Source organism: Planococcus sp. TJ-307 (assembly GCF_058268435.1).
The window spans coordinates 281,965-308,300 of record NZ_JBZDOJ010000004.1 but is presented as its reverse complement, the minus strand read 5'-3'; the positions used below and the strand labels follow the sequence as shown (position 1 = coordinate 308,300).

Genomic DNA, 26,336 nt, shown 5'->3' with positions numbered 1-26,336 from the left:
ATAATTAGTGTTCTCCAAACACGAGATGCACCGGATTAGCAATTTGCGCGTAACCGATTTCTCTGTATATTTTATTGGCGGTGGCGTTGCTCAAATCCGTGTAAAGCATGACAAAGTCAAACTCTAGCAGCAGTTCCTCTGTAACTTCAGCAACCAGCGTCCGGGCATATCCTCTGCCCCGATAGTCTTTCGGAGTAAATACGAAGGATACCGTAATGCCATTTTTAGAAGGACGCGCTTTCTTCATACACGACACGACCACTCCGGCTACTTCCCACACGTAGACTTCCTTTCTTTCTAAAAACTCGGCGATCCGGTGCGCTGCTTGTGTCTGGGTAGAGCGCCCAATCCCCGTATCCTCCTCAAAGAGCCTATACCATTCTTCAAGAAGCTCTGTATCTTTTTTACTGGCAACTCGCCACGCACCCTCACTTTTTTTCAATCCTTTATTTACTGCATCGATGCGATATAACCCCTGGTTCATCATTACTTTTACGTGTTCTTCTGTCGGTTTAGTCCAGGCTTCCGCAAAAAGACGGCTTGTCTCCTGCTCCCCCACAACCCCAGTGATTTCGACTCCAAGATTCTGCAAATGTCCAGCAATCTCTCGTTCAATTTCTGGCAACGGCTGAAAAATGACTAACTGTAAAGCATGAGGCGGCGTCATCAAACAAGCCCCAACAATCTCACCTTCAATTTCTGCAATCGCTAAAAAATACTCTTCATACTGGTTTTTTTGAATCTGGCCAAGCACTCCCAAAAACAAACTATAGATATCTTCATTTTTATACAGTAGCGGTGCAACTTTGTCCGTAAACGTTGCCGAATCAGAGTAGATAAGCAGTTCCATTTCCCCACGCCCATTTCTTTCGTAATTCCTCTTCATAAGTATTAGCTATATTATGGAAAATCTCCTGCTCGTATTTATATTTCTTTCATGAAAAAACAACGTCCTCCGAATAACGATTGGAGACGTTGTTTTTGAGTCGGCTTATTCCAATTCCATTTGCTTTGTTTCGGTCCCTAAAAATGCTACTGCCATTGCTCCAATGAGGATGGACACACAGAAAATCCCAAAAATCACATTGATGCCAATACCAGCTGTCAGCATTGAGCCAACCAAAAGCGGACCAAGAACGCCGCCAATGCGGCCAAAAGATGCCGCCATTCCGGTTCCGGTTCCGCGAATCACAGTCGGATACTGTTCCGGTGAATACGCGTACAACGCTCCCCATGCTCCCAAGTTGAAGAACGACAGGAAAGCGCCCGCAACAATTAATAAAGTAATAGTATCCGCATTGCCAAACGCCAATGCACTGGCAGCTGTTCCGATTAAATACGTGACCAATACAAATTTTCTGCCGGCACGCTCGATCAACCAAGCTGCAGAAAAATAACCAGGCAATTGTGCCAACGTCATGATTAATACATATTGAAAACTCTGGATAAGCGTGAAGCCTTTAAGCACCATGACACTCGGCAACCAAAGGAACATTCCGTAATAAGAAAAAACAACCGTAAACCAGACAATCCACAGCATTAAAGTAGGACGTCTGTATTTTTTTGACCATACCTCTTTAATATTGGTAGAAACGGATCGTAACACATTCTTTTTCGCTGAGAACTGAGGTGAATCGGGCAAATTGATGCGAAGATACAATGCATAAAATGCCGGCAATGCTGTCAGCAGTAAAGCCACACGCCAACCGTACTCTGGAATGATAAAATACGAAATTACCGCTGCGACCAACCAGCCTGCTGCCCAAAAACTTTCCAAAAGAACAACAACGCGCCCCCGCTCTTTTGCTGGTACACTTTCTGAAACTAAAGTAGATGCTACCGGCAGTTCACCACCTAATCCCATCCCTACAAAAAAGCGCAGGACCAGGAACGCTGCAAGTGTCGTTGTAAAAGCCGAGATTCCACTGGCAATCGAAAACAGCAGCAAAGTAATGATGAAGATTTTCTTTCTGCCCACACGGTCTGCATAAATGCCGAAGACGAAGGCACCAACTGCCATTCCGATTGAGTTGACACTTCCAATCCAGCCCATTTCACTGGAAGTCAGACCCCAATCTTCGTGCAAGGCTGCGATAACAAAAGCTAAGATGCCGACATCCATTGCATCAAAGAGCCAACCCAGCCCTGCAACCCACAATAATTTATTTCTTGAAATAGAACTTGGATTTTTTTCAGCCACAGTCGACATTGTCATTCCCCTTGTCTTTACACATGTATAGTTCTGTCTTTACACACTATACGCTTGTGGCGAATTGGTGACAAGTCCCGTCGAAAAAGTCTTTTTTTTCTAATAAATAAAGATTGGAAAGAGAAGTTTTTTAAAAATCAGTTGGAAGAATTGTTTGAAGTTGAAATCATTGCGGCATTGACACTGATCATCATCGCTGCTTGCTGTGCTTGCATCAAAGTTTCCAGCGAAGTGGCAAACGTCATGGCAGAAATATCCTGTACTTCTATATTGTCCGTCATTGCTTGCTGAACAGCTGTCGAAAAAGCCATATCCTTATACCAGCGAAAAATCTTATTACTTTCCAGTTCACGCGTATTTTCCGCAATCGCTCTCAGTGCCTCCCCATCCACTTGTGTCACCGCTAAAAATCCAAGAATGGGATACTGCGCCAAACGTATTTTAATTTTTTCATCTTTGAAAAATTGGTGGATAGCCAATACCCGCCCTACCATTTTCGGATTATATCCCGGAAGATCAAACGTCATAATTTGGGACAGCCATTGGAGATCATTGCCCATAGTAAAACCTTGCTCGCGAAGATCACGATAATACATATTCATGGTCGCTGCGCGCTCTTCAAGGGAACCTTCCCTGTCGCTAAGCAATGCTGCGTAAGGGATGTCTTCGTTTGATGTAAGAAACTTATGGTGCTCTTTCATCTCTTCGTACAATTCTCTTGTTCGTTCGGCTTCTTCCGGTTTTTTCATTAGCAAAGCTGCGAGATACGTATAGGAAGTTTTCCAGAATCCTGCATCATTCAATGCTTTCTGATTTTGATTGACCAGTTTTAATGAACTTTCCACATCCTCTTCTCTCATCACCATGAAGGCGGCCGCCACATGAAGCAAGTGGGAGCGAAGAGGTGAAGTCCATCCTTCGTTCTTTTTAATGATTTCAACTGCTGCTTCATGGATGTTCTTCTCAAAAGCTTGGTCACGTGATAAATAGATATTCGCGACAGCTAATGCAATTCGTTTGTCTACTGCCCAGCCTGTAGTTGTTGATACTTCCGAGAAAGTTTGTTCAATGCGTTTGATATCCATAAAAAAGCCTCCTTTTCTCTATTATTACGAGAAAAGGAGGTGAGAAGTTTCAAAATCAGACGATCAAGACCAGGCTAACAGCCATGACGGCCATACCGGCTACTAGTCCATAGATAGACAGATGCGCTTCATCATAGCGTTTGGCAGCAGGCAACAGTTCATCAAGTGAGATGAAGACCATGATGCCGGCTACGCCTGCAAATATAATTCCAAACAAAGTATCACTTAGAAATGGCATCAGGAAAAGCCAAGCAGCAATTGCTCCGACGGGTTCTGAAATCCCCGAAAGAAAACTGTATTTAAAAGCCTTCTTTCGGCTTCCGGTTGCATAATAAATTGGGACCGATACAGCAATCCCTTCCGGAATATTATGAATTGCTACCGCAATGGCGATGGCGATTCCGAGCGCTGGATCCTGTATCGCTGACATGAATGTCGCAATTCCCTCCGGAAAATTGTGGATACCAATTGCTAAAGCAGTAAAAATACCCATCTTGCGAAGCCGGGCATATTCATCATTGGTAGGTCCGTCATCCATATCCTCTACTGTTTTGACTTCATGCGGATTTCCAAGCTGAGGAAGAATCCGATCTAATACCGCCATAAATACCATCCCGCCAAAAAAGCCAGCCAGAGTCAGCCAATATCCCATACTTTCGCCATGGGCATTCGTCAGAGAATCTTTTGCTTTAACAAAGATTTCAATTAAGGAAACGTAAATCATCACACCAGCTGAAAAACCCAGCGACACTGAAAGGAATTTTGTATTAGTGCGGGATGCAAAAAATGCAATTAAACTGCCAATCCCTGTTGCCAGCCCAGCAAAAAGAGTTAACCCTAGCGCAAATAAGACTGTACTGTCCATAGACATGCCTTCCTCCCGATTCTAGTGAATAAGGTTATTGTACGCCAAAAGTTTCCTTAGTGCAACTTTTTTTAATAAGGAAAGATTTTCAATTATTCATTTATCTCACTCTTCCAAGCAAGGATTTCAGCTTTCTCCAATCTTCATCCTTTAACTCGCGGACAGGCGGATTATAAAATACGCTGGCTGGATGAAAAGTTGGGAATATGTGATAAACTTCGGCAGTTTCTTTAAAAGCCCCTTCTTTGTCATCCCAATATAAAATGGGCGTTTCCATTAAGGCTCCGTGAAGTTCCGTGACTTTTGCCTTTGGCCCGATCAATCTTTGCAATCCCACATTTCCTAAGGTCACAATCAGCGGAGGCTGAACATCCCGAATCTCTGTATCCAGTATCGGTGCATGTGCGATAATTTCCTTTTTGCTTGGCGCCCGGTTGTATTTTCTTTCAAGAGTCTCCCCGTTGCGTTTGGTTTTGGTTCCCCACTTATAGGGACGGCTCCGCACCGCACTTGTAATATAAACATCTTCTCTTGCCAATCCGACACTTTCCAAAGATGCCATTAATTCTTTTCCAGCCCGTCCCGTAAAAGGAATACCGGTTTCCACTTCGTTTTCTCCTGGCGCTTCTCCCACCAACATGATTGCAGGATTTTCAGGGCCACTTCCCCAGACAAAGCCCTCAACAGGGTAACCTTCGATTCTTTTTTTCCCCAGTGCAGCTAGTTCTTCTGAAATTCTATACATTCGAATCCACTCCAATTCCTAATATGTCAGGAAACCTAACATTAAAATAAAATAACACTTGCATTATCAGAAAATATAAACTAATATGTTAACAAACCTAACATTAAGGAGGAAAAGACATGAAAAAGATTGAAACGATTATTCGGCCCTCTGTTTTCGCGGATGTTCGCCAGGCTTTGGCGCTTGAAGGAATAGACGGTTTGAGTGTAACGGAAATTGCGGGAATCGGAAAGCAGGAAGGCCGAGTCGGTTTATTCCGTGGCAATGCCTACACGATGGAATTTTCTCCGAAACTAAAATTGGAAATGGTAGTGGATGACGATAAGGTCGAAGATATCATCCAAGCTTTACTGGAATACGCTTCAACCGGACAAGTTGGAGATGGCAAAATTTTCATTTTACCTGTCGAAGAAGCAATACGAATCAGAACAAAAGAACGCGGCATTGTCGCGATTGGATAAGGAGGAGATTAGATGGAAGCAGTTCAAAGTTCAGTAGATATGTTGTGGGTAATGCTTGGGGCTATGCTGGTATTTTTCATGCATGCAGGATTCGCTATGGTGGAGTCGGGCTTTACACGTTCTAAAAACACCTTGAATATTTTAATGAAAAACATGATTACTGTTGCACTTGGGTCGATTCTTTATTTTATCGTTGGATACGCTCTTATGTTTGGCCCGTCGGCTTTCGGATTAATCGGCACAGAAGGGTTTGCCCTATCAGGGGTTGAAGACATTGGGTTCTTTGTCTTCCAGGCAGTTTTTGCCGCCACATGTGCAACGATCATTTCGGGTGCGGTAGCTGAACGGATGCATTTATCTGCTTATATCCTGTTGACAATCGCCATGACTGCTGTTATTTATCCAGTCGTCGGACATTGGGTATGGGGCGGCGGCTGGCTGTCAGAAATCGGCTTTATTGATTTCGCCGGATCTACGGTAGTGCATTTAACTGGTGCAGTTGCTGCATTTATTGCTGCTTGGAAAATTGGCCCCCGCATTGGCAAGTACAGCGGCAAGTCCGTCAATACGATTCCTGGCCACAGTTTACCGCTTGGCGCACTAGGCGTCTTCATTCTTTGGCTCGGCTGGTTCGGATTTAATGGTGGCAGCACCTTGGCAGCTGATCCTGCACTCGTGCCTCCAGTAATTGCCAATACACTCTTGGCCGCTTCTGCCGGCGTCCTTGCTACTGCAGGATATACACGCCTGCGCTATGGCCGCATTGATGCTTCATTGACCATGAACGGTGCGCTCGCAGGTCTCGTCGGAATTACAGCAGGTGCGGCAAACGTTTCCCTTATTGGCGCCATCGCCATTGGTTTGATAGCGGGAGTCATCATGACCGAAGCAATCCGTTTGTTGGATTCTAAAATTCGTGTCGATGATCCGGTCGGAGCTATTTCTGTTCACGGTATTGCAGGTATCTGGGGGACGCTTGCAGTCGGCTTGTTTGATACTACCAACGGTTTATTTTATGGAGGCGGCGTAGAAATTCTTGGACTCCAGGCAGTGGGAGTTTTGGCAGTAATTGCATGGGCTTCCATTTCAACTGGACTGGTGTTGTTCGCTATTGGCAGCCTTGTGCCACTCAGAGTGACTGCTGAAGAAGAAGAAGTTGGCTTAGACTTTTCAGAGCATGGCTCTCAGGCTTACTCCATGCAGGATGTCCTGCTTGGTTCACCGACTGGTGGCAATGATTCATTTGCGCATCGACTGAACCAGCTGGGTGACGCACCAACTTCTCAAAAACCAACTTCATAAATAAAACAAAAAAGAGGGAAATCCGGTTACTCCGGAAATCCCTCTTTTTTTCGTTCCTCCACTCTTTTTCGAAACTGGCGCTCACGCAACTCATACCAGACAGCTACTGCCACAAACCAGGAATAGCCAACAAACAAGCCGGCAGTTATATCAGAGAAATAATGCTCGCCTCCTGCCACTCTTGATAAAGCGACAAGTACCGATAGCCCGACAGCCGACAGCCAAATAAGCGTTTTGGTTTTTTTGGAGGCACTGCCTTCGGAAAGAAAGTAAGCCAGTGTAAACAAGTACAGCATACCAACCATAGAATGATTGGATGGGAAACTGAAAGATTCAAGGCCGTGTTGCAAATCTGGACGCGGACGTTCAATCCATTCTTTCATTACTTGATTCAACACATTTCCTACACCCACAGCCAAGAAGACAAACAACATTCCCCGGTAATTTTTCCGGAACAGCCACAGGTAAATAAGCAGGGCCAGACTTACACCAGCAATCATCCAAGGCTCTCCTAAAACTGACATGCCGTCGAGCAGCGGTTGTCCACCCAATAGTCCGGCCGCTCGCTGATCGATTCGAATCATAGCTGGCTCAGAGTAGTTTACAAGTATGGCAAAAAAACCAAGTAAGGTCGCTACTGCCAACGGATAAAAAAGACGCTTCACGATCTCCACCTCTTCCCTCATTATTTACAGTTTATCATAAGCAAACTAAAAACCCCGCTCACCATTTCGGCAAGCGGAGATGATTGTCAGTTTCGTTATTGGCGTTCCATTACCCCATCAACCATTTTGTATACTTTGTCGCAATAATCGACTAGCCGAATATCGTGAGTCACCACAATCGTGGTTGTTTTCTTGCTTTTTGTTTCTGTCTTCAATAATTCCATTACCTCATAAGCCCGGTCCGAATCTAAAGAAGCGGTCGGTTCATCTGCTAAAATGATGGAAGGATTGCTGTATAACGCTTTAGCAATTGCCACCCGCTGGCGTTCGCCTCCCGAAAGATCCGATGGATATTTGCCCCGGAGGTCGCCAATCCCCAAATCTTTATAAAGCTGTTCAAGCTGTTCTTTGGACATATTATCTTTTTTTACTTTATCCAATAGCTTCAACTGTTTTTCCACCGTCAAGAACGGCACCAAATTAGATGCCTGCAGAATAAAACCAATTTCTTTCAAACGAATTTTAGAAAGCTGTTTATCGTTTAGCGCGGAAATGTTTGCGTTGTTAATTAAAACTTCTCCACTTGTTGGAGACAAAAGCCCGCCGGCAACCGTTAAAAAGGTGCTTTTGCCAGAACCTGAAGGCCCAATGACCGCGATCAGTTCTCCTTGTTCTGCACGAAAGTCCGTTTCTTTCAATGCGTCCACTTGTTTATGTCCTGTACCGAATGATTTTTTCACTTGTTTCATTTCCAATACCGGCATGAGTTAACCTCCAATCGCTTTTAATGGATCAATTTTTACAATCGTCAACACAGAGAAGACGGCTCCTAATATGGCAACCAAAATCAGAATCCCTCCATAGATCAGCATTATTGGTATATCAAACGATACCGGAACTGCAGCCGGCAAAAAAGCACCTGTCAGAAGCGTTAGTCCGAGGCCGACTACCACACCAATCGCAGCCAAAATGGCTGTTTGCGCAACAACTGACCGCGCCAGATAGCTGCTCGGAATTCCCTGTGCTTTCATCACGCCAAACATGCTGATTTTCTGGACAGTCAGGACGTAAAGGAATATCGCAACGATTACAGAGGAAATAACAAACAAGAAATAAATCATAAAATTTAACGTCAAGCTTTGTTCTGTATAGCCAGGAAGGCTTTCAATGAAAGTTTCCGTCTCGATTACAGCCAAATCTTGCTCATCTGTTACCTCGGAAAGATCGGCTGTCCGCACGACAACACCGCTAATTTGGCTATCAGCTTCAACATCTTCACCAAACTTCACGCGTTCAAATGTTTCCAAATCTGTATACAAAACAGGTGCGGCGTTAAAACGTGCTTCATCTGTAAATCCAACAATTTCCAAGGATTCTTCTGTAGAAGATAAGCTTAAGGTATCTCCTAACTCAAAACCATCATCTTTCAGAGAATCTCCAGCAATCACTTCATTGCCGGTGGTAAATGCAGTGCCTTCTGTTATTTCCGGCATAATAAATTCATCACTGTCAATTCCAAAAATCGACACATTGGCTTTTTGATCCCCGGTTTGCGCAATGGCATTGAGCTGTCCAAGCACAGCCGTTTCTTCAGCATTGATGCCGTCAGCTAAATCGATGGCAAAAGAAGACTGTGTCAGGCTTTGATCCGACTCCTCAGTCAATACGATGGCATCTGCTTCCCATTTGTCTACGGCTTCTCTGTTTAAGCTTGCCAGTCCGTTTGCTAAACCCGACAAGAAAAACACTAAATAAGCGACCAACATCAAAACACCGATGATCAATGTAAACCGAAGTTTATTTTTCAAGATTTCATTCCATGCCAAAAACATCTTTTCACTTCCTTTTCATTGATTAAAACAGGTGGAACTAATACTTCGTTTGTTGTACTGAAAAAAGATAACGAACCCTTCTCATAAACTAAGTATGAAACAACCAAAAAAGCTGTGTTCTTTAGTCCAGTATACTTTTTGTTATTCTCCATTATACTGCATACGCGTATCTCTTTCCTTTATCAACCTTATATAAATATAATATTTATTGCAGATTTGTGAAAACTCATCAAAAAAGGCGAACCGCTTGGGGTTCGCCTTTTCTCATCTTACAGCGTGAACGTGATAGGTGTTTTGCGATGACTCGATAACATGATCGGGTTTCGGTTTGCCGATATTGGCTTTGTGGCCTGCAATATGATCAGGATGCTTCTCCCAATTTTTCCAGTCACTTTCTGATTCCCAGCGCACATAAACGATTACTTCTTCGTCGCCTCTGCGCACATTTTTCTTCAGTACTGTACGGTCGATATAACCTGGCTGTTTTTCAAGCCTGCCTTCGCCAGAAAAGCGATTTAATACAAGTTCTGCAAATCCTTCTTTTACGACAATTCGCTTCATTTGAACGAACATGCAATCCGCTCCTTCATATTTATTCAAATGCCGTTTGTACATCCGTTACCATTTGTGCGACAGACTGCAATCCGCCACCTGACAAGTACCAGAAGTCTGGATCTAAATAGATGATTTTCTCATTTTTATATGCAGTTGTTTTTTGAACCAATTCATTTTCAAGAGAATCTGCAGCACTTGCTTCGTTTCCGACAGCCGCGTTGCGGTCAACAACGAACATCATATCTGGGTTGGTTTCCAGGATGTATTCAAAAGAGATGCTTTGCCCGTGTGTCGAAGCTTCAATGCCTTCATCCGCTTGTTGAACGCCGAACACATCATGAATAATTCCGAAACGAGAAGCTGCACCATAAGCACTTACTTTTCCTTCATTCGCCAAAGTAATCAATGCTTTTTCATCCGACTCACTTACTGTTGCTTTTACTTCTTCGATTTGTGCATCAATCGCTGCCAGTTCTTCAACGACTTGATCTTCTTTAGCGAAGATTTCGCCAAGAGTGGTCATGTTCTCTTCAAATGATTCCATATAATTTTCTGTATCTACTGCCATATGAATCGTTGGTGCAATATCCGAAAATTCTTCATACATTTCAGCCTGGCGCCCAGAAATAATAATCAAATCAGGCTCCATTGCATGAATCGCTTCAAAATCTGCTTCTTTTAATGTACCGACATTTTCATATTTCTCTGTGTTGCCATATTCTTCTTCAAGGTAAGCAGGAATGTTCGCTTGAGGAACCCCTGCAACAGCGTCAATTTCTAATTGGTCCATTGAATCCAGTACACCAAAGTCAAAAACCACTACTTTTTCAGGATTTTTGTTGAATGTCGTTTCTCCAAGTTCGTGTGTTACTGTCATTTCTTCTGTTTCTTCTGCTCCAGCGTTTGCCGTGTCAGACTCGGTTGTTTCTTCAGTTGATCCACAAGCCGCCAGGAAAGCGACCATCATTAGGGTGAAGGCTGTTAATAACCATTTTTTCATATTGTTTCGAGCTCCTCTTTTTAAGAATTGAAATACACGCAGATTCGGCAATCGTTCATCTGCTGAATCGGGATATCCATGTCATAAATTTCTTTTAATGCTGCACTTTGAATAATTTCTTCTGTCGTCCCGTCTTTTACCACACGGCCATTTTTCAAAGCTACGATGCGGTCAGAATACACGGATGCAAAGTTGATGTCATGAAGAACAATGACGACTGTTTTGCCAAGATCGTCGACCAAGCGGCGCAAAATCTTCATGATTTGGACCGAATGCTTCATGTCCAGGTTGTTTAACGGTTCATCCAACAGAATATAATCGGTATCCTGCGCAATAACCATGGCGATAAATGCGCGCTGTCGCTGCCCTCCTGAAAGTTCATCCAGGTAGGAGTTTTCCATTTCCTTTAAATCCATATAGTCGATTGACTGGTCCACCATTTTTTCATCTTCATCGTTCAAGCGGCCTTTTGAGTAAGGAAAACGGCCAAAAGAGACAAGCTCGCGAATGGTCAAACGGACATTCATAAAGTTGGACTGCTTTAAGATCGATACACGTTTTGAAAACTCATTGGACTTCAACTTTTTGGTATTAGTTGAATCAATAAGCACTTCACCGGTATCCGCATCCAACAGCCGGCTGACCATCGAAAGCAGGGTCGATTTCCCAGCGCCGTTCGGCCCGATAAAGGATGTAATCTGGCCGCGTTGAATGTTCACAGAGACATTTTCCACCACTGTTTTTTTCCCGTACAGTTTTGTCAATTCACGAACTTGGATCATTTAGATCGACTCTCCTTTAATAGTAGATAGATGAAATAAATTCCACCGATGAAATTGATGATGACGCTCAATGTCGTATTGAACGTGAAGATCCGCTCCACTACCCACTGGCCACCGACTAAGGCCACTATGCTAATGACAATCGACCCTATCAATAAAACCGAATGTTTGTATGAGGTAAAGAATTGATAGGACAAGTTGGCGACAATCAAACCGAAAAAGGTAATCGGTCCAACCAGCGCCGTGGCAATGGCAATCAATACCGCCGATAGCACTAGCATCTGTTTTACCAAGGCGTCGTAATCTACGCCCAGATTGATGGCTGTATCACGCCCCAGCGTCAGAACATCCAGCGATGAATTTTGTTTCCAGGCAAATGCAATCAACAGGGTGATGATGACGAAGGAGGTCCACACCAAATCTGAATTGACATTGTTAAAGCTGGCAAACATCCGGTCTTGGATGATTGAAAATTCATTGGGATCGATTAAGACTTGCAAGAAAGTCGTGATACTGCCAAAGAACGTTCCACAAATGATGCCGACCAACAGGAGAAAGTAAATCGGCCGATCATTCTTTTTGAAAAGCAAGCGGTAAAACAACAATGCGAAGATAACCATGACAGCAATCGACAGCATGAAATTCACTTGCTTGTTCACAATAGTTACATGATCTGATCCGAGGAAAAAGATTAACACCGTCTGAAGCAGCATATACAAGGAATCCAAACCCATAATGCTCGGCGTCAGGATCCGGTTATGGGTAATTGTCTGGAAGACAACTGTCGCATAAGCGATGGCGACTCCTGTCAGCACCATGGCAAACACTTTGACGCCACGCCGCGGCAATGCATAATCAAAACTTCCATTCAAATCATGGAATAGATAAACGCCACAAGCTGCTAAAGCCAAGCCGACTAAGATCAGCATTTTATGTAGGTCACGCATATGCTTTCCTCCTAAACAACAAGAAGAGGAAAATGAAGCTTCCGATAACGCCGACCATCAAGCTGATGGAAATCTCATACGGGTAAATCAGCACTCTTCCCAAGATATCGCACACCAGCAAGAAAATGGCTCCAAGCATTGCAGTATGCGGCAATGTTTTTTGTAAATGATCTCCTTTGAAGATCGAGACAATGTTCGGAATGATCAACCCAAGGAATGGGATAACCCCTACCGTCAAAACAACCGTCGCTGTAATCAAAGCCACGAGCACCAAACCGATGTTGACGACGCTCCGGTACTTCATCCCCAAATTTTTGGAGAAGTCTTCGCCCATTCCTGCTACCGTAAAGCGGTTGGCGTAAAGATAAGCGATAACAAAGACCGGAACGCTGATGTAGAGAAGTTCATAACTCCCCTTCATGACCATCGAAAAGTCACCTTGCAGCCAAGCGGACATATTTTGTATCACGTCCGCCCTGTAAGCGAAAAACGTTGTAATGGAAGACAGGATGTTCCCGAACATCAAACCAACTAAAGGAATGAATATAGCATCTTTGAATTTGATGCGGTTCAGTATTTGCATGAAAAGAAACGTGCCGGCAAGCGCAAAAGCGAACGCCACTGTCATTTTTTCCAGCATCGATGCGTTTGCAAACAACAGCATCGACACGAGAATCCCAAGCCGAGTGGCGTCTAATGTACCTGCCGTCGTCGGAGACACGAACTTATTGCGGCTTAACTGCTGCATGATGAGTCCTGCCATACTCATTCCTGCACCAGCCAGCAAAATCGCGACCAGCCTTGGCAGACGGCTGATCAGGAATATTTGTGTCTCTTCCGACTGAAAGTCAAACAAATCAACGATGCTGATACTGCTGACTCCGACAAACAAGGAAACAATCGACAGTATGATCAATGTTGGTATTAAATAACGTTTTTTCATTACTGTCCCTCATCTGTCCTCAATTAAGAATATTGATTATTCGATAATGATAATCATTATCACTGACTTACAAGTTTTAGTATAGCATGATGTAAGAAAGAGTCAATAAATAATTGAGAATTATTTTCATTTAGATGAGAAAGTTAGTCACACACGAAAGAGTGCCATCGAAAAAAGAGCGTGCCAGAAAATGGCACGCTCTTTTTCAATATTTAGCTGCTTTACTTCTTCAGTCACCGCACAGGAATCGCCTTGCCCAATTAACCTGCAATTTCCTGAGCTTGCTCCAGCACTTCAGCAGGCACGGTGATTGCTTCGATCTCGTTGTATTCACTGTAGTCAGCCTGAACATCCGACTTGATATTCATCGTTTCACCTTCAATATTCATGTCCATATCCATCATCATGTCCATGCTCGTAGTCAGGAACGTTTCTTTGTCGATATAGATAACGTAGTTGACCGAATGAATATTCATGTCTTCAAGTACCATCTGTGCTTCTATTTCCATTTGTCCCAAGGTTTTTTCCAATTGTTGATCCATCAACTCCTGGAATTTCTCCCCTGATGCATCGAGAGTGAGAATGTATTCCTCTTCAGACTGTTCAAATGTAAAATCTTCCTGGAACTCGGCCAACTCTTCAAGCTGTTGAGAAGGATCGGCGGTTTGCTGATCAGCCAAGCTCTTTAAATCCTCAATGCTCTCGTCTGGCATTTTCAGCCAAGTAGCCATTGTTCCTTCATACATAAACATGCCCTGATCCGTAAAATACATCTCCATGCTCATCGGATCAGCATTTTCTATATCCTCGGATACAATAGAGGTTTCTGCAGTTTGATGAAATGCCAATGGCTCAATCGTCATATCCATCGCAGAATCCATTGTCATGTTCATTTCCATGCCCTCAGCTTCCATAGCCATTACCTGATCGGTTAAAATATCTGCGTGCAAACTGGTAATTCCCTCAGAAGCTTCCATCGATTTTGTATACACCTCTTCAGCCGTTAACTCGCTGTCTTCCCCTTGTGCGGCTTCGTCTCCAGAAACCGGTTCCGCTGTTTCGCTGCAAGCAGATAGCCCTATGGCTAAAGTAGCTGAGCTCATAAACATGATCCATTTTTTCAAAACGTTCACTCTCCTCTAAGTCGTATTGGTTACCGTTCTTTTCAACACTCAACGCAATCAAACAAGTTCGTTGAGTTAGTCTTCTTAATTCTTTACGAAAAACATTGGAAATAGTTTCATATTCCTTGTTTACCCAAATTCTATTCGTTTATTTCTTCAATTTAGATTATACTTTTCATTGTGACAAGAAAAACGAGGTGGATTTTTTGAGATTAAAACATTTTTTCAGCTATTATAAGCCGCACAAACGGCTGTTTATTATTGATTTTTCAAGTGCTGTGCTCGTAGCGATTCTCGAGCTTGCATTTCCAGTGGCTGTTCAATGGTTCATTGACGACCTGTTGCCAAGCGGTGACTGGGGAACCATTACGACAATCAGTTTCCTGCTGTTGGCCGTTTTCCTATTGAGTACATTTTTACAGTATATCGTCAGCTACTTGGGCCATAAACTAGGGATCAATATCGAAACAGATATGAGAGAAGAGTTATTCACTCACGTTCAACGGCAATCTTTCCGGTTTTTTGATAACACCAAAACCGGCCATATCATGAGCCGCGTTACCAATGATTTATTTGACATCGGCGAACTTGCCCATCACGGGCCGGAAGATTTCTTTATCGCCATTATGACCTTTTTCGGAGCATTCGGCATCATGTTTTGGATCAATCCGAAACTTGCACTCGTGACGCTGATCGTCATTCCATTCCTGATTTGGCTTATCACGTTCTGCAATATTAAGATGAATCAAGCATGGGGCAGCATGTACGGCAAAATTGCTGACGTTAATGGACGTGTAGAAGACAGTGTTTCAGGAGCACGTGTGGTTCAGTCGTTCACAAACGAAGAGTTTGAAATCGAACGCTTCAAATCAGATAACGACCGTTTTCGCTTGGCAAAGCTGATCGCATACAAAGTGATGGCAGCCACACATTCGAGTATTTATATGATGACCCGCCTTCTGACCTTGGTTGTCCTTGTTTATGGTGCATGGCTTAACTTCCAAGGTGAGTTATCTTACGGAGAACTTGTCAGTTTCGTCCTGTTCCTAAACGTTTTGATCAAGCCAATCGATAAAATTAGTGCATTGCTCGAGCTTTATCCAAAAGGCATGGCCGGCTTTAGCCGCTTCCGCGAATTGATCGAACAAGCACCTGACATCAATGACCGTAAAGGCGCCGTCGCTGTCGGGAACTTAACCGGTAATATTACATTTGAAGACGTTCATTTCGGTTATGATGACAACAAGCCTGTGTTATCAGGCATTGATTTGAACTTGCGTGCCGGAGAAACCGTTGCCTTTGTTGGTCCTTCAGGCGCCGGCAAAACAACCATTTGTTCATTGATTCCACGATTTTATGACATCCAGGAAGGCAGCATCTCCATTGATGGCATGGATATTCGGGACATGACCAAACATTCGCTGCGCTCACAAATCGGCATCGTCCAACAGGATGTCTTCTTGTTTACAGGAACCATCCGTGAGAACATTGCATACGGCAAACGGGATGCCAGCGAAGAAGAAATTTTAGCAGCTGCTAAAAAAGCTCATTTGGAAGATTTCGTGCTGAAATTGCCGCAAGGCTATGATACGCAAATCGGGGAACGTGGATTGAAATTGTCCGGCGGCCAAAAACAGCGCCTGGCAATCGCGCGCATGTTCCTAAAAAATCCACCAATCCTGATTCTGGATGAAGCGACATCTGCACTTGATACGCAGACAGAGCGCGTCATCCAAGAAGCATTAGCAGAGCTTGCGGAAAACCGCACAACTTTGATTATCGCGCATCGCCTCGCTACAATACGTGATGCGGATCGTGTAATCGTCGTGACAGAAGATGGGATTGCCGAGCAAGGCGGCTACAGCGAACTGCTGGAAAGCGACGGCATTTTCGCCAACCTCCATCGCATTCAGTTTCAGCAATAAAACCATTTGAATTGTGATGGCGATATAAACAAACTAGTTTAAGAGCAAGTAAAAAAGACGCATCTCATAAAAATGAGATGCGTCTTTTTCTTTTTAGCTGCCGACGACAAATTCCTGGTAGCGATCGTAATCCTCGTGGCTCATTTCTACTTTTAAGACCGTGCCTTCTTCTTCGTATTCTGTCTCAAGAATGCTGGCTTGTTCGTTCAAATAAGCGACAATGTCCCCACGATCGAATGGAATAACCATACGGCATGTAACATAATCTGCAAAAATTCGTTTTTTGACGACTTCCAGCAGTTCGTCGAGTCCTTTGCCTTCTTTTGCAGCAATCCATACGCCGTCTCCGGTCACTTCTGGATAACGGACACCGGCCAGATCTGATTTATTGTAAACGTACAGCGTTGGCACATTTTCTACTCCAACAGCCTGCAAAGTCAAATTTGTCACTTCCATCATGTAGCGGTGTTCTTCGTTGGAAACATCCACTACATGCAGCAGCAAGTCCGCATTTCTCGCTTCTTCCAACGTGGAACGGAACGCTTTTACCAAGTGATGCGGCAGCTTGCTGACAAAGCCTACTGTATCTGTCAGCAGGAAACTTTTATTGTCTTCTAACACAATCTGGCGGACAGAAGTTTCGAGTGTAGCAAACAGCATGTCTTTTTCAAACACTTGCTTTTCTTCATTTTGTCCAGTTTTCGTCAACAATCCGTTCATGATTGTCGACTTTCCAGCATTCGTGTAGCCGACCAGCGAGACGACAGGCATGCCCTTTTTGGTGCGTTGTTTGCGCTGTGTAACGCGTTGGTCTTTAATGTGCTCCAGTTCTTTGTGCAGTTTTGAAATCTGGTCTTCAATTTTCCGGCGGTCCAGCTCCAGTTTGGTTTCACCGGCTCCACGGTTGGCTACGCCTCCGCTGCTGCTTCCGCCTTGGCGGCCAAGCGACGCACGCAAGCCAATCAATCGCGGCAGCATGTATTGAAGCTGCGCTAGTTCTACCTGAACTTGTGCTTCGCGCGTTTTTGCACGCCGCGAGAAAATATCCAAAATCAGCATCGTTCGGTCAATTACTTTGCATTCCAGGTCTTCTTCAAGATTCCGGATTTGCGATGGCGACAGCTCGTCATTAAAGATAACCAGATTCGCGTCGGTTTCTTCATAAAAAGCTTTGATTTCTTCAACTTTTCCGCTTCCCACATAATGGGAAGGATTGATGCGATCCAGGTTTTGGGTAATTTCACCGGCCACTTCAACATTGCAGGCTTCTGCTAAATTGCGCAATTCTTCCATTCCATATGCGAAATGAAGGTCTTTTTGAAGCTGGACACCGACAATGACCGCTTTTTCTTGTAATTCATCCATTTATCATGTCCTCCTAGTTCAGGAAAGAAAACTCCCTATTCGATTCCTTCATTTTACCACAGTTTCTCTGCTGCCCGGCTACAAGCGGGGCAGCCAGTACTCACCTTGTTCAAATTCAACCGGCTCTACACCTTTTTCAAAATGCACTTCTTCCAGCCGCTCTTTTGAACGATCGGTTTTTCTGAATTCAATTTGGCAATTCTCCAGCTCTAAGCTGCCGCCCAGGAGTTTCTGCCACCTCTGCACAGCTTCCTCAGGATTCCATACCCCAAAAACACAGCGTTCAATTGCAAGTTCTGCATTTGATTGCAGAATAGCGCCGTTTTCCTTTAATTTCTTGTAACGCTCTTGGTCTGATTCCTGCCATTCAATGAAAAATGGAGAAGGGAGCTGAGATGATGCCTCTTCCTCAATGAACAGCATTTTCCACTGGATCAGTTGGCCGGCTTCAGTACGCCGTTCAGCATCCAGAACGCCTGAAGTACGGATTCCCCGTTCTTTTAAATCATCATTTACTGACCGAATATTGCTGGTGCGCAAACAAACTGTCCCAAAGCCTACCTGGTCATGGAGCAGCTGCCGGGTAAGTGGATGATCGGCGCGGGAGGCAACTTCCTCCTTCTCGACCGACAACCATTCGATATAGCAATCTTTTACATACAACAGCGCGTTATGTGTTCCCCAGTTGATATGCTGACCCCCTACAGCCGCATGGAATCCTTTTTCTCTCCAGAGAGCGGTTGCCTCCTGTGGATTTTTTCGAACGAAATGAACAATATGATCCAACTTCATAAAACACCTCACAATTTTGTCATGCTATACCGTTCGCCATCTTTTCGTCAGTTTCCTTTAAGTAGTGAGAAATTGAAAATCTAAACAGGTAAAACAAAGATTTTAACAATAATTTTGATTTTTTTACCAATATGGGTGGTTTTTACGCCGCATATTCGGTAGGGTAAACTATAGAAAAACTTATAGGAGGTCACGATGGATAAAAAATTATTGAAAAATCCCGTATTTATTGTATCCGCCGCTGTTATTCTCATACTAGTTGTTCTAGGCGCGGTTACACCAAATCAGTTCGGGGAAGTAGCGGGAAGTTTGTTTAATTTCACCACCTTGAATTTTGGCTGGTTTTACTTGCTTGCTGTATTTGTCATTACCCTCTTCCTTATTATCATCGCATTGTCCAAATATGGCGGCATTCGGCTTGGAGCCGACAGCGACCGTCCGGAATTCCCCTTCTTTACTTGGATCGGCATGCTGTTTTCTGCCGGATTTGGAGCAGGTCTCGTCTTTTGGGGCGTAGCTGAACCAATGAGCCATTTTTTCACCACTCCTTTCGGCAATGAAGCACAAACGCCGGAAGCCGCGAGAATTGCCATGGGCTACTCATTTTTCCACTGGGGCGTCAGCCAATGGTCGGTATTTGCCATTGTCGGACTCGTCATTGGATTTCTGCAATTCCGCAAAAAGAAACCAGGCTTGGTTTCCACAGCTTTAGAACCAGTACTCGGCAGCAAACCGCTGGTCAAACATTCTATTGACTCTCTTGCTGTCATCGCTACCGTCATGGGAATTGCTACATCTCTCGGACTGGGTGTTCTTCAAATGAACGGCGGACTGAATGCCGTATTCGGCATCGACAATGCTTTCCCAGTACAGCTGGGAATTATTGCAGTTATGTTCGCAGCTTATACCTTGTCTTCTTCCACTGGCTTAAAAAAAGGGATTGCCTACTTAAGCAATTTGAACCTTGGATTGGCTTTGGTCCTGATGGTATTTGTTTTCATTGCAGGTCCAACCGTCTTCATTATGGAGACCTTCACATTGGCGATGGGCGACTACATCACCAACTTTGTCACTTACAGCCTTCGCCTTGAACCTTATGCAGATGGCAGTTGGGTGCAAGGGTGGACAATTTTCTATTGGGCTTGGGCAATTGCCTGGTCACCATTTGTTGGCGCCTTTGTCGCACGTGTATCAAGAGGACGGACAATCCGTGAATTCGTCATGGGCGTACTTGTCATTCCCCCGGCAATCGCTTGCCTATGGATCGCAGTCTTTGGCGGGACAGCACTTTGGTATGACTTGAATCAAGGTACTGGTATCGCTGAAGCTGTCAACAACGACTTAACATCTGCTTTGTTCCAAACTTTTGATGTCTTGCCGCTGACAACCATTATGTCGGTTCTTGCCATTCTGTTGATTTTCACGTTCTTAGTGACTTCTGCCGACTCGGCTACTTACATTTTGGCTTCTATGACCAGTTTCGGAAGCTTAAATCCACCAACAGCGTTTAAAATTGTGTGGGGCATCCTGATGTCTGCCATTGCAGCTGTTTTGCTTTATGCAGGCGGACTCGAAGCTCTTCAAACAGCTTCGCTCATATCGGCTCTGCCGTTTACCGTACTGCTCGTATTAATGCTTTGGTCCTTCACGAAAATCATTCGCACAGAATCACCGCCAATTCGAAAATCTGAATTGCAGCGATTCAAGCGTATGGAACAGGAAGCCCGAAAGCAGCGGAATAAATGATCAACAAAAAAGCGTGTGGCTCTTCCAACTGGAAGTAGCCGCACGCCTTTTTGTTTAGAAAATTATTTATCTTCGTTGATCAAACGAACTGTTTCATCAAATTCCTTATCAATTTGTGCATCAGGTTTGTAAGTCACCAGACTGACGAGCCAAGTCACAAGAAGACACAGGAAGAAGCCTGGAATGATTTCGTAAACACTGCCAATAAAATTGGATGTTTCAGTTGCTCCAGGATCTTCTGCAACAGTACCGAGTGAATCCCACACGATAACTGTTACGGCTCCGACAATCATCCCGGCCAAAGCACCTTTTGAAGTAAGCTTGCGCCAGAATAGAGACAGTAAGATAATTGGCCCGAAAGCAGCACCAAATCCTGCCCACGCATAAGCAACCAGACCTAAGATCGTGTTGTTTTGTTCCCATGCCAGGTATGCGGCAATAACGGCAATCAAAGCAACAGCGATGCGCCCTAAATTTACATAGCCTTTTGGCGACGATTCTTTCTTAAAAGCAATCTTGTATAAATCTTCAATCAAAGCAGAAGAACTGACCAATAGCTGCGACGAAATTGTACTCATAACCGCAGCTAGAACAGCTGCCAATACAAATCCAGCAATCAATGGATGGAACAGGATCTGGCTCAAGTCCAGAAATACCGATTCAGGATCCACTAGAGTGGCGGAAGGATTTTGCTGGAAGTAAGCAATCCCGATAAGCGCAGTTGCCGTTGCTCCGAGAAGACTGAAAATCATCCAGCCCATACCGATACGGCGGGCTATACGAACTTCTTTCAGTGTTTTAATAGCCATAAAACGGACGATGATATGCGGCTGGCCAAAGTAACCAAGTCCCCAAGCTACCGCAGAAATAACTCCGATTGTAGAGGCTCCCGAAACCAAACTCATCATATTTGGATCCACTTCGCGGATGCTGGCAGCTGTTTCGCCAAATCCGCCTGTCGCAAAAATCCCTACTGCTGGAACTGCGATCAAAGCGACTACCATCATGATGCCTTGGACGAAATCCGTGTAGCTGACAGCGAGGAACCCGCCGAACAGCGTATAGGCTACAACAACAATTGATCCCAGAACTAACCCTAAATGATAGTCCATTCCGAATGAACTTTGGAAGAACAGACCCGAAGCGACCATTCCGGAAGAAACGTAAAATGTAAAAAATATTAGAATGATAATACCGGCAACAATTCTTAATAATCGGGATTTGTCTTTTAAACGATTCTCCAAGAAACTTGGAATTGTGATAGAATCACTGGTCACAAACGAATAAATTCGTAAGCGAGGCGCCACAAAGAACCAGTTTAAAAAGGCACCGATTGTTAAGCCGATCGCGATCCATACTTCAACCAATCCACCAAGATAGATCGCACCTGGCAAGCCGAGCAAGAGCCATCCGGACATATCGGAAGCACCAGCACTAAGTGCAGCAACTGCCGGCCCGAGTCCCCTTCCCCCTAACATGTAGTCGGATAAATCGGCAGTTTTTCGATAAGCATACCAGCCAATAAAGAGCATGGCAGCCAGATAAATAGCTAAAGCAATGATTTGATATGTAGTATCTGTCATTTTATCCCCTCCTTGTTTTACAGTGTAACATTATTGACACATTTTTAAAGTCCCATTTTTGGTTTTACCGTTTGCACTAGCGGGGAAAAGAATCTCAAGGAGGAGATTATGATGCCATGGAGCAAAAATGATTATCCCAATTCGTTTAAAAATCTAGACAATGCTGTCCGCGACAAAGCCATTGAGATCGCTAACGCATTGCTCCGGGACGGTTACGAGGAAAATCGCGCCATTCCGATTGCTTTAGACCGAGCTCAAAAAAGTGTGACTGGAGATGAAGACCGACCGGTTTATGAAATCAGAAAACACGACGAAGGCTGGCAGCTAAAGAAAAAGGATAGCAAGAGAGCCATTCTGATCGAAGAAACCAAGGAAAGCCTGATGGGAGAAGCCAAGCGCTACGTCAACAAAAATCACGGAGAGCTTCACATTTATAACGAAGACAACTCGCTTTCTGATACCCTCTATGAATAAAGATAGAATAAAAAACGCCGCTGTTACTCTGTAATATTAAAACAAGTGATTGTACATGGGGACTCATCTTTTCGTATCTTGTTTATAATGTTACACACATAATAAAAATACACATCACTAAAAATTACTTTTAGTAATGTGTATTTTTATTTCGATTAACTTTACATATGTTTATTAAACGGTTAAACGTTTTACAATTGTGGTAAAAAGATATTAAAATAGAGTGAATACTCTTTTTTTACGGATTATTAATTGAGTGAGCATGAGTACTGTTCGAAATATGTTGAATGTAAGTATTAGATAGTAGTATTTAAAGATAATCACCCCTTCTACCTCCGACAGATTAAATTGTTTTAATCTACTTTTTCTTCAATGAGTCATAGTACTAATTTTTGAGATAATTACTATTTGTATAAGAAGGGGGCGCTGATATGGAGAGATTAGATAATTCCCGTTGGAAAATGAGTATGGCTGGCTTTACTGCGTTTGTGTTAGCTTCTATTTTCTTCTTAATAACGGGTCCTAATTATGCTGGAATACTTGGCTTTTTAATATCCGCAATAGTATTGTTTATTCTAAACGTTATTTACGTTATTTATACAAACAAGAAATCCGGGAAACAAAAAAAACAGTTATAGACTAACTACTGGACCTGGTTTTTTCATTATTTAAAGTTGTTCTAATCTCCATCTACTTACTTTTTAAAAGAATTTTATAAATTAATGTAATAAGGAGTTCTGTGCTCCTCGTTGCACAGATTTGTGAATAATAAGTTAAATAACGTTATTATCTGTTTACATCAAATGTGACACTCCTCCCTATTTCAGGCAATTCATTTTTCTACCGGAATTGGAATAGCAACAAAAAGAAGGCCCGTAAGTGTATCAAAACACTTCACAAGCCTTCTTTTCATTTTAATAAATATTAGTTTAGCCAAAAAAGTTCAATACAATGTTGCACATTTTATAAAAGTTTCAATTATAGCAAGTCTATTGCAACATCTCTAGACTTTTAATAAAACAGTTGACAGCGGCATTTTATTTGAACCAGCCTTTTTCTTTAAAACGGGAAATAGCTTCAATCCGATTACTGACCTCGAGCTTGTCCAGAATGGTCGAAATATAATTTCGAACAGTTCCCGTTGTGATAAACAGTTCTTTAGCGATTTCTTTCGTGCTTCGCCCCTCGGCAATCAGTTCCATCACTTGGCTCTCACGTTCAGTTAATGGATTTTCGTCAGCATAAGCTAAGTCCACCAGCTCTGGCGCGTAAATACGGCGTCCATCCATAATCGTCCGAATGGATGTGGCCAAATCTTCACTTGGGCTGTCTTTCAGCAAATAGCCGCTGACTCCCGCTTTTCTTGCACGTTCAAAATAGCCTGAACGTGCAAAGGTAGTCAAAATAATGATTTTACAAGGCTGCTCCTTCAGGATTTCTGCGGCATCCAACCCACTCTTTAACGGCATTTCAATGTCCATGATGCAAATATCAGGCTGCAGCTTTTCCACAAGCTCAATGACCTCTTCGCCATTTGCCGCTTTGCCAACCACTTCCAGATCATCTTCCAGATCCAATAACGACCCTAAAGCTCCCAGCATCATGCGCTGATCTTCAGCTAATACGATTCGAATCATTTCACCGCCTCCTTTGAACTATACAAAATCACATTTGGCACACGAATATTCAAAGTTGTGCCGTCCATTTCTTTAATATCCACCGAACCGTTGACAAATTCCAAACGCTCACGCATACCAGCAAGACCGTTCCCCTTCAAGGAAGTATTTCCTTCCGGGAATCCTTTGCCGTCATCCTGTACCTGTACCAATATCTCTTCAGGATTTTGTTTGATCAACACGCTGCAGCGTGTCGCATCGCTATGTTTGACTACGTTTGTCACGGCTTCTTTCAGGCACATGCTGAGGACATTTTCCACCAACAGTGGTGTATTGGTCAGCTGCGGCGAACCGTAGAACACAAAATCGATTTCTGCAGCATTTAAAATTTGCTGGATTCGGAGCAATTCTTCATCCAGCTTGGTACCTCGCATATTGGATACTAGCTCCCGCACTTCTTTTAGCGCCGTACGGGCTGTCTGCCGGACATCATTGATTTCATTTAAAGCAGATTCTGGATCCCTGTAAATTAATTTACCCGCCAAATCACTTTTTAATCCAATCAACGACAACTTTTGGCCTAACGTATCGTGAAGGTCACGCGCAATCCGTTCACGCTCTTCGATGATCACCAATTGGGAAATCCGCTTATTGGCGTCTTCGAGCTGGCCTTCCAGTTTCTCCCGCTTATTGCGGTTATACGTATTAAAAGGCAAAAGAATTACGCCCAAAATACTGAGCACGATAAACGGCAGCTGAGAAAGATACAGTTCACTGTGTTCAAAAAAGCCAAATACCACAGCTGCAATCGTTGTCCCAATATGGATGCCATAAATAATGAAGAAGCCAACTTTATTGCGCAGGTTGCCAATAAAAAAAGCAACAAAAATTGATAGGTAAACATAGCCGAACAACAAGATCATCCCAATATTAATCGCCATTTCAAAGCTTACCCACACATACACAAAACCGGTTCGTGAGTTGAAAGAAAGCCTGTATGCAATGAAGAACAACAGCAAAAGTAAAATGCCGAAAATAATTTCAGGCATCAAAGAAGAGCGAAAAATAAAAAAGAAAGGCAAAATACAAAAGATAACCCAAGCATATAAACTTAGCCAAGGATTTTTAGGAAATATTTGATACCAGCTATGCATATGATCCTCCGCTTCCTTTCTATAGTAGTTTCATCATAGCAAATAATAGGCAAAAGAAAAAACCATTCCGCTAAGAATGGCTTTTGCTCGTTTTTACTGTTGAACCGTTTTCGAACTGCCCAACAAGTGCTTGATATCACCAAATGTAACGAATGTTTTATTTGGCGCATCATACAATTTGTAGCGCAAAGACTTAAGGCTCGATTTAATATTGATTGTTGTTGCTTGTTGAAGCGGCGGAGTAGACACATGTGCTTTCTCCAAGTTGTAGTTAGGAACACGCGGGCTCAAGTGATGCACGTGGTGGAAACCGATATTTCCTGTTACCCACTGCAATACTTTTGGAAGCTGGTAATACGAGCTTCCTTCTACCGCTGCTTTTACATAATCCCATTCGTTTTCGTCTTCGAAATACGAATCTTCAAATGTGTGCTGAACGTAGAACAACCAAATACCGAATGCTCCAGCAATAAACATTGTAGTTCCTTGAACGATCAAGAATGCCTGCCAACCGATTATCCAAATCAAAAGCGAATAGATGGCAACTAGAGAAAAGTTAATCAAGTATGTGTTATTGCGTTCTTTTTTGCGTGCATCTTTACGATTGAAACGGCTTGAAATCAAGACAAGGAATAGAGGCCCAATTCCGAACATGACCAATGGGTTGCGGTACATGCGGTATTTAAAACGTTCCCATTTTGAAGCTTCTACATATTCTTCTATTGTCATAACCCAGATATCGCCGACTCCACGCTTATCAAGATTACCACTTGAAGCGTGGTGAATTGAGTGCTCACGTTTCCACTTTTCATAAGCAAAAAGTGTCATAATGCCTGTGATGGTGCCGACAACTGCATTTGCTTTTTTGTTTTTGAAAAACGATCCGTGCGTACAGTCATGGAAAATGATGAATGTGCGGATAACGAATGCGGCAGCTACTGCTGATAGCGCAATGGTCAACCAAATTGAAACATCAAGTGCTTGGTAAGCCAAAAACCAGGCCAATATAAAAGGTGGAATCGTGTTTGCTATTTGTCTTACACTTGCTTTAACGTCTGCTTTTTCGAAAGGGGCGACAAATTTGCGTAACTGCGCTGTTTTTTCTCTGCTCATGTCTTCAACTTCCTCCTTGAACGGACTTTTTGGTCCGAATAACTTATTACCCT

At 43.4% G+C, this 26,336-nt stretch carries 26 protein-coding genes; 6 read left to right on the top strand and 20 right to left on the bottom strand.

The genetic code is table 11. The features are described from left to right. Positions 1 to 4 precede the first annotated feature (4 nt). The 5 genes from AC4EHK_RS15440 to AC4EHK_RS15420 form a co-directional block, all read right to left on the bottom strand. Entirely contained in the window at positions 5 to 850 is an 846-nt protein-coding gene (locus AC4EHK_RS15440) for a GNAT family N-acetyltransferase (RefSeq protein ID WP_490979679.1), read from the bottom strand. A 141-nt stretch (positions 851 to 991) separates the two neighbouring features. After that, entirely contained in the window at positions 992 to 2,209 is a 1,218-nt protein-coding gene (locus AC4EHK_RS15435) for an MFS transporter (RefSeq protein WP_490979678.1), read from the bottom strand. 137 nt (positions 2,210 to 2,346) lie between these two features. Continuing rightward, positions 2,347 to 3,294, bottom strand: coding sequence for a DUF4003 family protein (locus AC4EHK_RS15430; protein ID WP_490979677.1), 948 nt, complete (start codon positions 3,292 to 3,294; stop codon positions 2,347 to 2,349). 55 nt (positions 3,295 to 3,349) lie between these two features. Continuing rightward, positions 3,350 to 4,159: a zinc transporter ZupT gene (zupT, locus tag AC4EHK_RS15425; RefSeq protein WP_490979676.1), complete on the bottom strand. Its 810-nt coding sequence runs from the start codon at positions 4,157 to 4,159 to the stop codon at positions 3,350 to 3,352. A 100-nt stretch (positions 4,160 to 4,259) separates the two neighbouring features. Continuing rightward, entirely contained in the window at positions 4,260 to 4,904 is a 645-nt protein-coding gene (locus AC4EHK_RS15420) for a uracil-DNA glycosylase (protein WP_490979675.1), read from the bottom strand. 119 nt (positions 4,905 to 5,023) lie between these two features. On the opposite strand from AC4EHK_RS15420, the gene AC4EHK_RS15415 reads away from it, so the two are divergent. Further along, positions 5,024 to 5,365, top strand: a complete 342-nt coding sequence (locus tag AC4EHK_RS15415; RefSeq protein ID WP_142827327.1) for a P-II family nitrogen regulator — start codon at positions 5,024 to 5,026, stop codon at positions 5,363 to 5,365. 12 nt (positions 5,366 to 5,377) lie between these two features. Beyond that, positions 5,378 to 6,667: an ammonium transporter gene (locus AC4EHK_RS15410; RefSeq protein WP_490979674.1), complete on the top strand. Its 1,290-nt coding sequence runs from the start codon at positions 5,378 to 5,380 to the stop codon at positions 6,665 to 6,667. A 26-nt stretch (positions 6,668 to 6,693) separates the two neighbouring features. Here the strand turns inward: AC4EHK_RS15410 and AC4EHK_RS15405 are convergent, their stop codons facing one another. The 9 genes from AC4EHK_RS15405 to AC4EHK_RS15365 form a co-directional block, all read right to left on the bottom strand. After that, complete coding sequence (locus tag AC4EHK_RS15405) at positions 6,694 to 7,332, bottom strand: phosphatase PAP2 family protein (RefSeq protein WP_490979673.1); 639 nt, start codon at positions 7,330 to 7,332, stop codon at positions 6,694 to 6,696. A gap of 95 nt (positions 7,333 to 7,427) precedes the next feature. Further along, on the bottom strand, positions 7,428 to 8,096 hold the full coding sequence (locus AC4EHK_RS15400; RefSeq protein ID WP_490979672.1) for an ABC transporter ATP-binding protein: 669 nt from the start codon (positions 8,094 to 8,096) through the stop codon (positions 7,428 to 7,430). A 3-nt stretch (positions 8,097 to 8,099) separates the two neighbouring features. Next, positions 8,100 to 9,164 carry an ABC transporter permease gene (locus AC4EHK_RS15395; RefSeq protein ID WP_490979671.1) on the bottom strand — a complete coding sequence of 355 codons (1,065 nt, stop codon included), beginning with the start codon at positions 9,162 to 9,164 and terminating at the stop codon, positions 8,100 to 8,102. Between the two features lie 264 nt (positions 9,165 to 9,428). After that, on the bottom strand, positions 9,429 to 9,737 hold the full coding sequence (locus tag AC4EHK_RS15390) for an antibiotic biosynthesis monooxygenase family protein (protein ID WP_490979670.1): 309 nt from the start codon (positions 9,735 to 9,737) through the stop codon (positions 9,429 to 9,431). Positions 9,738 to 9,756: 19 nt separating this feature from the next. Next, on the bottom strand, positions 9,757 to 10,719 hold the full coding sequence (locus tag AC4EHK_RS15385) for a siderophore ABC transporter substrate-binding protein (RefSeq protein WP_490979669.1): 963 nt from the start codon (positions 10,717 to 10,719) through the stop codon (positions 9,757 to 9,759). 20 nt (positions 10,720 to 10,739) lie between these two features. Next, on the bottom strand, positions 10,740 to 11,501 hold the full coding sequence (locus AC4EHK_RS15380; protein ID WP_490979668.1) for an iron ABC transporter ATP-binding protein: 762 nt from the start codon (positions 11,499 to 11,501) through the stop codon (positions 10,740 to 10,742). Beyond that, positions 11,498 to 12,448 carry an iron chelate uptake ABC transporter family permease subunit gene (locus tag AC4EHK_RS15375; RefSeq protein WP_490979667.1) on the bottom strand — a complete coding sequence of 317 codons (951 nt, stop codon included), beginning with the start codon at positions 12,446 to 12,448 and terminating at the stop codon, positions 11,498 to 11,500. Before AC4EHK_RS15375 ends, AC4EHK_RS15380 begins: the two co-directional genes overlap by 4 nt. Further along, on the bottom strand, positions 12,441 to 13,391 hold the full coding sequence (locus tag AC4EHK_RS15370; RefSeq protein WP_490979666.1) for an ABC transporter permease: 951 nt from the start codon (positions 13,389 to 13,391) through the stop codon (positions 12,441 to 12,443). The genes AC4EHK_RS15375 and AC4EHK_RS15370 overlap by 8 nt, the downstream gene beginning before the upstream one ends. 260 nt (positions 13,392 to 13,651) lie before the next feature. Beyond that, a complete protein-coding gene (locus AC4EHK_RS15365) occupies positions 13,652 to 14,524 on the bottom strand; it encodes a DUF6612 family protein (protein ID WP_490979665.1) in 873 nt (290 codons plus the stop codon). Positions 14,525 to 14,721: 197 nt separating this feature from the next. On the opposite strand from AC4EHK_RS15365, the gene AC4EHK_RS15360 reads away from it, so the two are divergent. After that, complete coding sequence (locus AC4EHK_RS15360) at positions 14,722 to 16,440, top strand: ABC transporter ATP-binding protein (RefSeq protein ID WP_490979664.1); 1,719 nt, start codon at positions 14,722 to 14,724, stop codon at positions 16,438 to 16,440. A gap of 93 nt (positions 16,441 to 16,533) precedes the next feature. On the opposite strand, the gene hflX is transcribed toward AC4EHK_RS15360, so the two are convergent. Next, positions 16,534 to 17,805 (bottom strand): GTPase HflX, encoded by a 1,272-nt coding sequence (gene hflX / locus AC4EHK_RS15355; protein WP_490979663.1) that lies wholly within the window; start codon positions 17,803 to 17,805, stop codon positions 16,534 to 16,536. A gap of 78 nt (positions 17,806 to 17,883) precedes the next feature. Next, entirely contained in the window at positions 17,884 to 18,597 is a 714-nt protein-coding gene (locus tag AC4EHK_RS15350; protein ID WP_490979662.1) for a VOC family protein, read from the bottom strand. Positions 18,598 to 18,792: 195 nt separating this feature from the next. Here AC4EHK_RS15350 and AC4EHK_RS15345 point away from each other — a divergent pair, with 195 nt between their 5' ends. Next, positions 18,793 to 20,343, top strand: a complete 1,551-nt coding sequence (locus AC4EHK_RS15345; protein WP_490979661.1) for a BCCT family transporter — start codon at positions 18,793 to 18,795, stop codon at positions 20,341 to 20,343. A gap of 62 nt (positions 20,344 to 20,405) precedes the next feature. Here AC4EHK_RS15345 and putP read toward each other — a convergent pair whose 3' ends face one another. Then, the gene (gene putP, locus AC4EHK_RS15340) at positions 20,406 to 21,926 is read right to left on the bottom strand and encodes a sodium/proline symporter PutP (RefSeq protein ID WP_490979660.1); all 1,521 of its coding nucleotides are present in this window, start codon (positions 21,924 to 21,926) and stop codon (positions 20,406 to 20,408) included. A 111-nt stretch (positions 21,927 to 22,037) separates the two neighbouring features. Here putP and AC4EHK_RS15335 point away from each other — a divergent pair, with 111 nt between their 5' ends. Both AC4EHK_RS15335 and AC4EHK_RS15330 read left to right on the top strand, forming a co-directional pair. Next, positions 22,038 to 22,400 carry a DUF2188 domain-containing protein gene (locus AC4EHK_RS15335; protein WP_490979659.1) on the top strand — a complete coding sequence of 121 codons (363 nt, stop codon included), beginning with the start codon at positions 22,038 to 22,040 and terminating at the stop codon, positions 22,398 to 22,400. A gap of 431 nt (positions 22,401 to 22,831) precedes the next feature. Further along, positions 22,832 to 23,038, top strand: a complete 207-nt coding sequence (locus AC4EHK_RS15330; protein WP_490979658.1) for a hypothetical protein — start codon at positions 22,832 to 22,834, stop codon at positions 23,036 to 23,038. Between the two features lie 399 nt (positions 23,039 to 23,437). Here the strand turns inward: AC4EHK_RS15330 and AC4EHK_RS15325 are convergent, their stop codons facing one another. From AC4EHK_RS15325 to desA, 3 genes are all read right to left on the bottom strand, one after another. Next, positions 23,438 to 24,037: a response regulator gene (locus AC4EHK_RS15325; protein WP_490979657.1), complete on the bottom strand. Its 600-nt coding sequence runs from the start codon at positions 24,035 to 24,037 to the stop codon at positions 23,438 to 23,440. Next, positions 24,034 to 25,170, bottom strand: coding sequence for a sensor histidine kinase (locus AC4EHK_RS15320; protein WP_490979656.1), 1,137 nt, complete (start codon positions 25,168 to 25,170; stop codon positions 24,034 to 24,036). The genes AC4EHK_RS15325 and AC4EHK_RS15320 overlap by 4 nt, the downstream gene beginning before the upstream one ends. A gap of 93 nt (positions 25,171 to 25,263) precedes the next feature. Next, on the bottom strand, positions 25,264 to 26,283 hold the full coding sequence (gene desA / locus AC4EHK_RS15315) for a Delta(5) desaturase DesA (RefSeq protein WP_490979655.1): 1,020 nt from the start codon (positions 26,281 to 26,283) through the stop codon (positions 25,264 to 25,266). Positions 26,284 to 26,336 lie beyond the last annotated feature (53 nt).

Coding starts and splice junctions, on each gene's coding strand:
- AC4EHK_RS15440 (WP_490979679.1), bottom strand. CDS start 850: ATGGAACTGCTTATCTACTCTGATTCGGCAACGTTTACGGACAAAGTT.
- AC4EHK_RS15435 (WP_490979678.1), bottom strand. CDS start 2,209: ATGTCGACTGTGGCTGAAAAAAATCCAAGTTCTATTTCAAGAAATAAA.
- AC4EHK_RS15430 (WP_490979677.1), bottom strand. CDS start 3,294: ATGGATATCAAACGCATTGAACAAACTTTCTCGGAAGTATCAACAACT.
- zupT (WP_490979676.1), bottom strand. CDS start 4,159: ATGGACAGTACAGTCTTATTTGCGCTAGGGTTAACTCTTTTTGCTGGG.
- AC4EHK_RS15420 (WP_490979675.1), bottom strand. CDS start 4,904: ATGTATAGAATTTCAGAAGAACTAGCTGCACTGGGGAAAAAAAGAATC.
- AC4EHK_RS15415 (WP_142827327.1), top strand. CDS start 5,024: ATGAAAAAGATTGAAACGATTATTCGGCCCTCTGTTTTCGCGGATGTT.
- AC4EHK_RS15410 (WP_490979674.1), top strand. CDS start 5,378: ATGGAAGCAGTTCAAAGTTCAGTAGATATGTTGTGGGTAATGCTTGGG.
- AC4EHK_RS15400 (WP_490979672.1), bottom strand. CDS start 8,096: ATGCCGGTATTGGAAATGAAACAAGTGAAAAAATCATTCGGTACAGGA.
- AC4EHK_RS15395 (WP_490979671.1), bottom strand. CDS start 9,164: ATGTTTTTGGCATGGAATGAAATCTTGAAAAATAAACTTCGGTTTACA.
- AC4EHK_RS15390 (WP_490979670.1), bottom strand. CDS start 9,737: ATGTTCGTTCAAATGAAGCGAATTGTCGTAAAAGAAGGATTTGCAGAA.
- AC4EHK_RS15385 (WP_490979669.1), bottom strand. CDS start 10,719: ATGAAAAAATGGTTATTAACAGCCTTCACCCTAATGATGGTCGCTTTC.
- AC4EHK_RS15380 (WP_490979668.1), bottom strand. CDS start 11,501: ATGATCCAAGTTCGTGAATTGACAAAACTGTACGGGAAAAAAACAGTG.
- AC4EHK_RS15375 (WP_490979667.1), bottom strand. CDS start 12,448: ATGCGTGACCTACATAAAATGCTGATCTTAGTCGGCTTGGCTTTAGCA.
- AC4EHK_RS15370 (WP_490979666.1), bottom strand. CDS start 13,391: ATGAAAAAACGTTATTTAATACCAACATTGATCATACTGTCGATTGTT.
- hflX (WP_490979663.1), bottom strand. CDS start 17,805: ATGGATGAATTACAAGAAAAAGCGGTCATTGTCGGTGTCCAGCTTCAA.
- AC4EHK_RS15350 (WP_490979662.1), bottom strand. CDS start 18,597: ATGAAGTTGGATCATATTGTTCATTTCGTTCGAAAAAATCCACAGGAG.
- AC4EHK_RS15345 (WP_490979661.1), top strand. CDS start 18,793: ATGGATAAAAAATTATTGAAAAATCCCGTATTTATTGTATCCGCCGCT.
- putP (WP_490979660.1), bottom strand. CDS start 21,926: ATGACAGATACTACATATCAAATCATTGCTTTAGCTATTTATCTGGCT.
- AC4EHK_RS15335 (WP_490979659.1), top strand. CDS start 22,038: ATGCCATGGAGCAAAAATGATTATCCCAATTCGTTTAAAAATCTAGAC.
- AC4EHK_RS15330 (WP_490979658.1), top strand. CDS start 22,832: ATGGAGAGATTAGATAATTCCCGTTGGAAAATGAGTATGGCTGGCTTT.
- AC4EHK_RS15325 (WP_490979657.1), bottom strand. CDS start 24,037: ATGATTCGAATCGTATTAGCTGAAGATCAGCGCATGATGCTGGGAGCT.
- AC4EHK_RS15320 (WP_490979656.1), bottom strand. CDS start 25,170: ATGCATAGCTGGTATCAAATATTTCCTAAAAATCCTTGGCTAAGTTTA.
- desA (WP_490979655.1), bottom strand. CDS start 26,283: ATGAGCAGAGAAAAAACAGCGCAGTTACGCAAATTTGTCGCCCCTTTC.